This window comes from Flavobacterium hauense (assembly GCF_054457175.1).
On record NZ_JBTKVX010000008.1, the window covers coordinates 170090 to 176793 of the forward strand.

At 38.7% G+C, this 6704-nt stretch carries 5 protein-coding genes; 3 read left to right on the forward strand and 2 right to left on the reverse strand.

Annotated features, from left to right (window positions below; translation table 11 throughout):
- The first annotated feature begins 264 nt into the window (after window positions 1-264).
- From ACX0HA_RS07935 to ACX0HA_RS07945, 3 genes are read left to right on the forward strand one after another with little or no spacing between them, the layout of a single operon-like run.
- Entirely contained in the window at window positions 265-786 is a 522-nt protein-coding gene (locus ACX0HA_RS07935) for an RNA polymerase sigma factor (protein WP_458844729.1), read from the forward strand.
- A gap of 43 nt (window positions 787-829) precedes the next feature.
- Complete coding sequence (locus ACX0HA_RS07940; protein WP_458844730.1) at window positions 830-1723, forward strand: FecR family protein; 894 nt, start codon at window positions 830-832, stop codon at window positions 1721-1723.
- Between the two features lie 23 nt (window positions 1724-1746).
- Window positions 1747-4245, forward strand: coding sequence for a TonB-dependent receptor plug domain-containing protein (locus ACX0HA_RS07945; RefSeq protein ID WP_458844731.1), 2499 nt, complete (start codon window positions 1747-1749; stop codon window positions 4243-4245).
- A gap of 182 nt (window positions 4246-4427) precedes the next feature.
- Here the strand turns inward: ACX0HA_RS07945 and ACX0HA_RS07950 are convergent, their stop codons facing one another.
- Together ACX0HA_RS07950 and ACX0HA_RS07955 are read right to left on the reverse strand one after the other, a co-directional pair.
- Window positions 4428-6092 carry an MBOAT family O-acyltransferase gene (locus tag ACX0HA_RS07950; protein ID WP_458844732.1) on the reverse strand — a complete coding sequence of 555 codons (1665 nt, stop codon included), beginning with the start codon at window positions 6090-6092 and terminating at the stop codon, window positions 4428-4430.
- Window positions 6092-6704: GDSL-type esterase/lipase family protein (locus tag ACX0HA_RS07955; protein WP_458844733.1), on the reverse strand; the 613-nt coding region annotated here is incomplete at its 5' end. The genes ACX0HA_RS07950 and ACX0HA_RS07955, both read right to left, overlap by 1 nt.

Below are 6704 nucleotides of genomic sequence, written 5' to 3' on the forward strand. Positions count from 1 at the left end.
CGTGTTTTAGTCTTTTATGCAAAATTAGACTGAAAAATACTCCCATACAGCAACTTTATAACTCTTTTAAGTTTTGCTACGCTACAGAAAAAAGATTTTTACAATCAGTCTTTATAGCAAAATGAGCATAGTACATCCGTGATTTAGAATTCGTCATCAAGTAATTAGTATTCGCTTAAGAAAAATATTCAAATAAACTTTTTTCAAGCTTTACTAAGCTACATTCATTTTTTTTATAATTTACACCCACTTTTACAAGCCAAAATGAAAAACAATTCACTGAAAGGCATTTGTGAAGAAATTGTCTTTGCCAATTTTTTCAAGAGCCATGCAAAATCACTTCGCAATTACCTGCTGTATAAATACGGGAACGAAGAACAGGCAGAAGATGTTGCCCAGGAGGCTTTTATTAAGCTTTGGGAAAATTGCGCCAATGTGCCGCTGGAAAAGGCTAAGTCTTTTCTATACACTGTAGCTAATAACACCACCCTTAACCAGATCGCACATCAAAAGGTAGTACTTGAATATTCTAAAAAGAGTCCTCCTAAAGGAACCGACAATCAAAGTCCTGAGTTCCTGATGGAAGAAGAGCAGTTTAAGATAAAGCTTCAGAATGCCATTTCGAATCTTACCGAAGCACAGCGCACCGCATTTCTTCTTCACCGCATTGACGGCAAGAAATATCATGAAATAGCAGAGATATTAGGCATTAGTGTAAAGGCTGTCGAAAAGCGACTTCACGGGGCTTTGACAGAATTAAGAAAAGAAATTGAAAGTTTCAGGTAGGGAATTTTAAGAAACAACTGTTATAGTAAAAAAGGGATTAGAAATGAAAGATGATACAATGTTAGCGAAGTGGCTTAACAATGAGCTGGACGAGAAGGAACTTAAAGCCTTCATGGCCACCCCTGAGTATGCTACTTATAACAAAATAAAAGAATATTCGGCGCAGCTAACTGTGCCTGAAGGTGATATGGATGCGCTATATGCACGCATTGAAGCAAACAAGAACAGACCTGTAAAAGTAAGAACTTTAAGCCCGTGGATCGGAAGAGTAGCAGCAATGCTTATACTTGCATTAGGCGCTACTTACTTTGCCTATACTACAAAAACAACTACGGAATTAGCCGAAGCAGGACAAAGAACAGAATTCCTGCTACCTGACAACTCTGCGGTTACGCTAAACTCGGGTTCTGAAGTCGATTATAAAGCCTGGAATTGGAAAAATAATCGTAAATTGCAGCTGGATGGCGAAGCCTACTTTAAAGTAGCTAAAGGCCAAACGTTTGACGTAGTGACAACTATGGGTAAAGTTACCGTAGTAGGTACACAGTTCAATGTAAAAGCAAGGGATAACCGTTTTGATGTAACCTGTTTTGAAGGTAAAGTAAAAGTAACCAGTAAAGGCAATACCATACTGCTTACACCGGGAATGAGCGTAGCTTTTGATAATGGCAAACAGGTAGATGTACTATCTGAAGAGAATACACAACCTGGATGGCTTACTTATGAAGTGAACTATCAAAAAGAAAAGCTGAGCCGTATCATTAATGAAATGGAACGCCAGTACCGTATAGATATTGACCTTACTGATAAACGAAACGAGACCTATTCAGGTTCTATACCGATGAATAATCTTAGTGATGCCCTTGAAATTATTGAAACTGCATACCATTTAAAATCACAAAAAGCAGGCAATAAAATCATACTCTCTATTGAATAATGCTAAGACTCAGGCATCTTTTGATGTTTTTACCGCTCTTACTCATCGTCCCCAAGGTTTTTGGTCAGGACGAAAATAAGAGTGTAGAACTCAAAAAGCTGCTTGAAGATATGGCGCTTTACCATAATGTAAAGTTCAGTTATGCCGATAAAGATGTCGCAGGTCACGTTATCATTCCTCCTGAAATATTCATTCCCCTCAAAGCAAAGCTGATCTATATAGAGAATCGCACGCATTTAAGCTATAAAGAAGTTGGCGAAAACATTGTTATATATTTTGCTCCTAAAATAGCTAAAAAACGTTGCGCCTATATAATAGATGAGCTTGGAGATCCTGTAGAGAATGCCGTAATACAGCTTCCGGATAACACTAAGGCAGTTACCCGAAAGGATGGATATTTTGAACTCCCGGCAACACTTACAGGAGCCCTTTTCATAGATCACCTGAATTATCAGCCGGTCAACATAAACCTGAAAGATTTTACAGATGATTGTAAAGCTATTGTCTTACAGCTTGAAACACTTGAGCTTCAGGAACTCGTTGCCGAACGCTACCTTGCTACCGGTATCTCTAAAAAGAAAGACGGCAGCTTTACTATCAAACCTAAAAAATTCGGAATCCTCCCCGGATTGATCGAGCCCGACGTGCTGCTAACCATGCAACAATTGCCCGGTATAAACAGTATCGACGAAACTGTTTCCAACATCAATGTAAGAGGCGGTACGCACGATCAAAACCTCTTTTTATGGAATGGCATACGCCTTTACCAGACAGGTCACTTTTTTGGGCTTATATCCGCCATAAACCCAAATCTTGGTAATGAAATCAAGATATTTAAAAACGGCACCTCTGCTTTTTACGGAGAAAGCGTATCGAGTGCGGTTGACATCTCTTCGCATACCCGTGAGATAGGCTCAGGCAATTTCACGATAGGCAGCAACATGATCAACGTTGATTTTTATACTAAGATCAAAGCGAATGAAAATGCAAATTTTGAGTTCTCAGCCCGCAGATCATTTACGGATGCAATAGAATTTCCAACATACAGCAAATATTCCAAAAGAATTTTTCAGAATACTGTAGTTACCGACCTGGATGGCAGTAACGATATAAACTATGAAAGCGATAAAGAATTCTATTTTTATGATTTCACAGGCCAGTATCACCAGAAGATAGCAAAAAAACACAACCTTTATGTTGACTTTATAGGCATTAAGAACAATCTTGATTTCACACAAGGGAGTGTGGTAATTACCGAATTAAGTAATTTGCAACAGCTAACGCTTGGTGGTTCTGCCGGATGGGATACCCAATGGGATGACCGCCACAGCAGCGATGTTGGATTTTACACATCTTACTATAATGTGGACGGAAGTAACGCTTCGCTGCAATCAGGACAGAGAATGCAACAAGGGAATACCATTCTTGATACCGGATTTAAAATCGCCGATCATCGAAAGCTCACCAGTCTTTACCAACTGCATACAGGCTATCAATATAACGAAATAGGCATAGAAAATTCTGATCAGGTTAACGAACCGTCATATAGCCGCAAAGCAAAGGAAGTTTTACGTACGCATGCTTTTATTGGCGAGCTTGAATATGATTCTAAAAATGCACGATTGCATTCACGCGGAGGATTACGCATTAATTATATCACAAAATTCGGTATGATATATCCCGAGCCCAGGCTTCAAGTAAATTATAGGATTGCCCCAAGCTGGCAGCTGGAAGCACTGGCCGAGATGAAAAGCCAGTCTACCTCGCAAATTGTAGAGCTTCAGGGTGATTTTTTAGGCCTCGAGAAAAGAAGATGGATACTCTCTAACGATAATGATATACCGGTACAAAAAAGCAACCAAATATCTTTTGGAGCGACCTTTAAAGAAAATGGATGGCTGGTATCTCTGGAGAATTTTTATAAAAAGGTAAATGGCATTACTACCGGCGGACAAGGTTTTCAGGATCAGCTGGAGCTAAGGCATGACATTGGACAATATACTGTTTATGGCAGCGAGTTTTTGGTGCAAAAGCAATTCAAAAACTTTTATGCATGGTTAAGCTATACACTAAACAGCAATAAATACAAATTTGAAACTTTTTCTCCCGATAAGTTCCCCAGCAATTTCGAAATAAGCCACACTATAAATTCTGCTGTTATTTATGAATGGAAAAAGCTAAAAGTAGCCTTAGGGTCAAAATGGTTTACAGGCAAACCTTATACCCCTCCCCTTAGCACCCAGCCGGAGTTTATTACACCAACAACCCCGACGATCATTTACGCATCACCCAATTCGGCTAATATTGAGATTTTTTTTCAGGTTAATTTTTCCGCTTCTTATGTTATAAAAGCAACCGAAAAATCACAACTGCAATTAGGCATATCAGTACAGAATATCTTTAATCGCCGAAACATAATTAACCGATACTTCCGTATAAACAGCGACAATAACGGTATCGAAGAGGTAAACACTTACGCTTTGGAAAGAACCCCAAATGCTCTTATAAAATTTAGCTTCTAAATAGAAGAGGCAAAGTGGTTATAAAGCATTTTGTCATTCTGACGAAGGAAGAATCCAGTAGTAATCAAACATTTAGATTCTTCACTACATTTCATTATGTACAGAATCGCACTTTTTAGGCAGCCCCTTTATATATTAAAGCCTGTAAAGCTGAAATCTAAGTAAGCCTATACATTCCTATATTAAAACTGGAAATAAATAAATGGCTGAGGGCCGGCGGCGGCGGCGGCATAAACAAGCCAGAATATAAATCCAAGGATAATTCCTTTAATAACAAGTGGTGTCTTATCAAATGTTTTCTTAAGTGATGTAGAGAAACTATCCGGAAGGAAATGCCATACATAACCAATCGCCATCAACAGGAATACATTTTTATAACCCATGACAATCGTTTTCCATTGTTCCGGGCTAAAAGTCACCATACTTATGTTATTGATTACATCAAGTGCCGTAGTAAAATCCTTGGCTCGGAAAAACAACCAGCAAAACGCCACAAAATGGAATGTAAGAATTACCGAAATAAAAGTCCATACTCTTTTAGCACCTGTTTTTGGGGCATCTTTTCGATCAGGGAAATATTCTGAGAAAAGCTTATGTACAGCTAATGCCATTCCATGCAAAGCACCCCAGATGATAAAACGGAAACTGGCACCGTGCCAAAGTCCACCCAGCAACATTGTGGTCATAAGGTTTACATTGGTAAACATGGTTCTGTCTTTATCTTTAGAAAGTACAAATGTGAGGGTGAATACAAGCAGTGAGCCAATACCTAATATCAAAGGCATATTACTGTCGGGGCCATAGGTAGCTCCCCATACAATAAGACCAAGGAAAAACACTGCAGGAAAAAAGAAACCTGCAAATGTGCCATTTCGGTTACCTCCTACCGAGATATATAAAAAGTCTTTCAACCAGGTAGAAAGCGATATATGCCATCTTCTCCAAAACTCTGTAATAGAAGACGATTTATAAGGTGTACGGAAGTTGGTAGGCAGCTTAAACCCAAGCAGCAGCGCAATACCGATCGCCATATCACTGTACCCCGAAAAATCACAGTATATCTGGATCGTATATCCATAAGCAGCCATAAGGTTCTCAAATGGCGTATAGGCGTTTGGCAGATCGAATACCCTGTCTACAAAGTTAAGGGCGATATAATCGGATATTACAGTTTTCTTTATAAGCCCCCCTATAATAAGGAACAACGCATAGCTTATCTCTTCTTTGGTAACATTCAGCTTTGCATAAATCTGTGGAAGGAAATCTTTTGCCCTTACAATAGGCCCCGCTACAAGTTGCGGGAAGAACGAAACAAAGAAAAGATATTCCAGGAATGTCTTGGTAGGTGCTATCTCCTTACGATAGATCTCTATAATATAACTGATAGACTGAAAGGTATAGAATGAAATCCCAACAGGCAATATTACTTCATAAAAATGAAAATGCGAACCCGAAACATCATTGTAAGTACCTATAAGAAAGTTAGCATATTTAAAATACCCCAACAAGCCCAGGTTTACAATAACACTAAACCATAAATATATTTTACGCCTTACAGTGCTTTCTTCACGATATAGGAAATAACCCAGCGTGTAGTCTACAACAGATGATATCAATAGAAACACAAACAAAGGCCCACTACACAGAAAGTAAAAATAAATAGAGAAGCCGGCCGTAAAGACTAACCTCGGCCTGAATGTATCTTTAAGAAGTATATATATAAAGTAGAATATAAGGAATAGCCTTAAGAACTTTGCCGTATTAAACAGCATAGGTTCTTTAGGATTGTATAAAAACCATTCCATCACATCCTGACCCGATAGTTGCGGTACTATATCTGTAAACATTAGTCCCTGTTCATTTTAAAATTATCATAAGCCTTAAGGAAAGCTTCGCTAAAAAGCCTGCCTTGTTTTTCATAACCGTCTTTTGAATAATGTACCCTGTCAGTACTCATCAAGCCTCTTGCAGCATTTCGGTTAACACTGAACAGCCCTCCCATTTCTGAATATAGATCCCAGGTAGCATAATTCTTTTCTGTTTCCTGTATCATTATGTTCCTGGCATAATCTGCCGCGAAAGTATTCGGATATCTTCTTTTAAACAGCGAAGGTGGCGGAGTTATGACCAAAATAGCCGCATCCGGATTCTTAGCCCTCACATTTCCTATGAATAAATTGAGCTGCTCTTTATAAGCCGCACTGTTCATTTTATCAAACGATTCGTTCGTACCCAATGAAATGATAACCAAATCCGGTTGAAGTGCCGGAAGCTGCTCAAAAAACAACGGGTATTTATTATAGTCCGAACATTTGGCACCGTTAACACCTATGCTGTGATAAATAACACCTGCATCATCCTTCTCTAATACCAAACCGCTCAATGTATACTCCTTATAGCCTTTTGAAGGCAATAAATATATTTTTGACAATGGTGTATCGCTATGGTAATAGTTAGAC

Bases quoted from the DNA above. Each gene is read 5' to 3' on its own strand.
- ACX0HA_RS07940 (WP_458844730.1), top strand. From the start codon at position 830: ATGAAAGATGATACAATGTTAGCGAAGTGGCTTAACAATGAGCTGGAC.
- ACX0HA_RS07945 (WP_458844731.1), top strand. From the start codon at position 1,747: ATGTTTTTACCGCTCTTACTCATCGTCCCCAAGGTTTTTGGTCAGGAC.
- ACX0HA_RS07935 (WP_458844729.1), top strand. From the start codon at position 265: ATGAAAAACAATTCACTGAAAGGCATTTGTGAAGAAATTGTCTTTGCC.
- ACX0HA_RS07950 (WP_458844732.1), bottom strand. From the start codon at position 6,092: ATGTTTACAGATATAGTACCGCAACTATCGGGTCAGGATGTGATGGAA.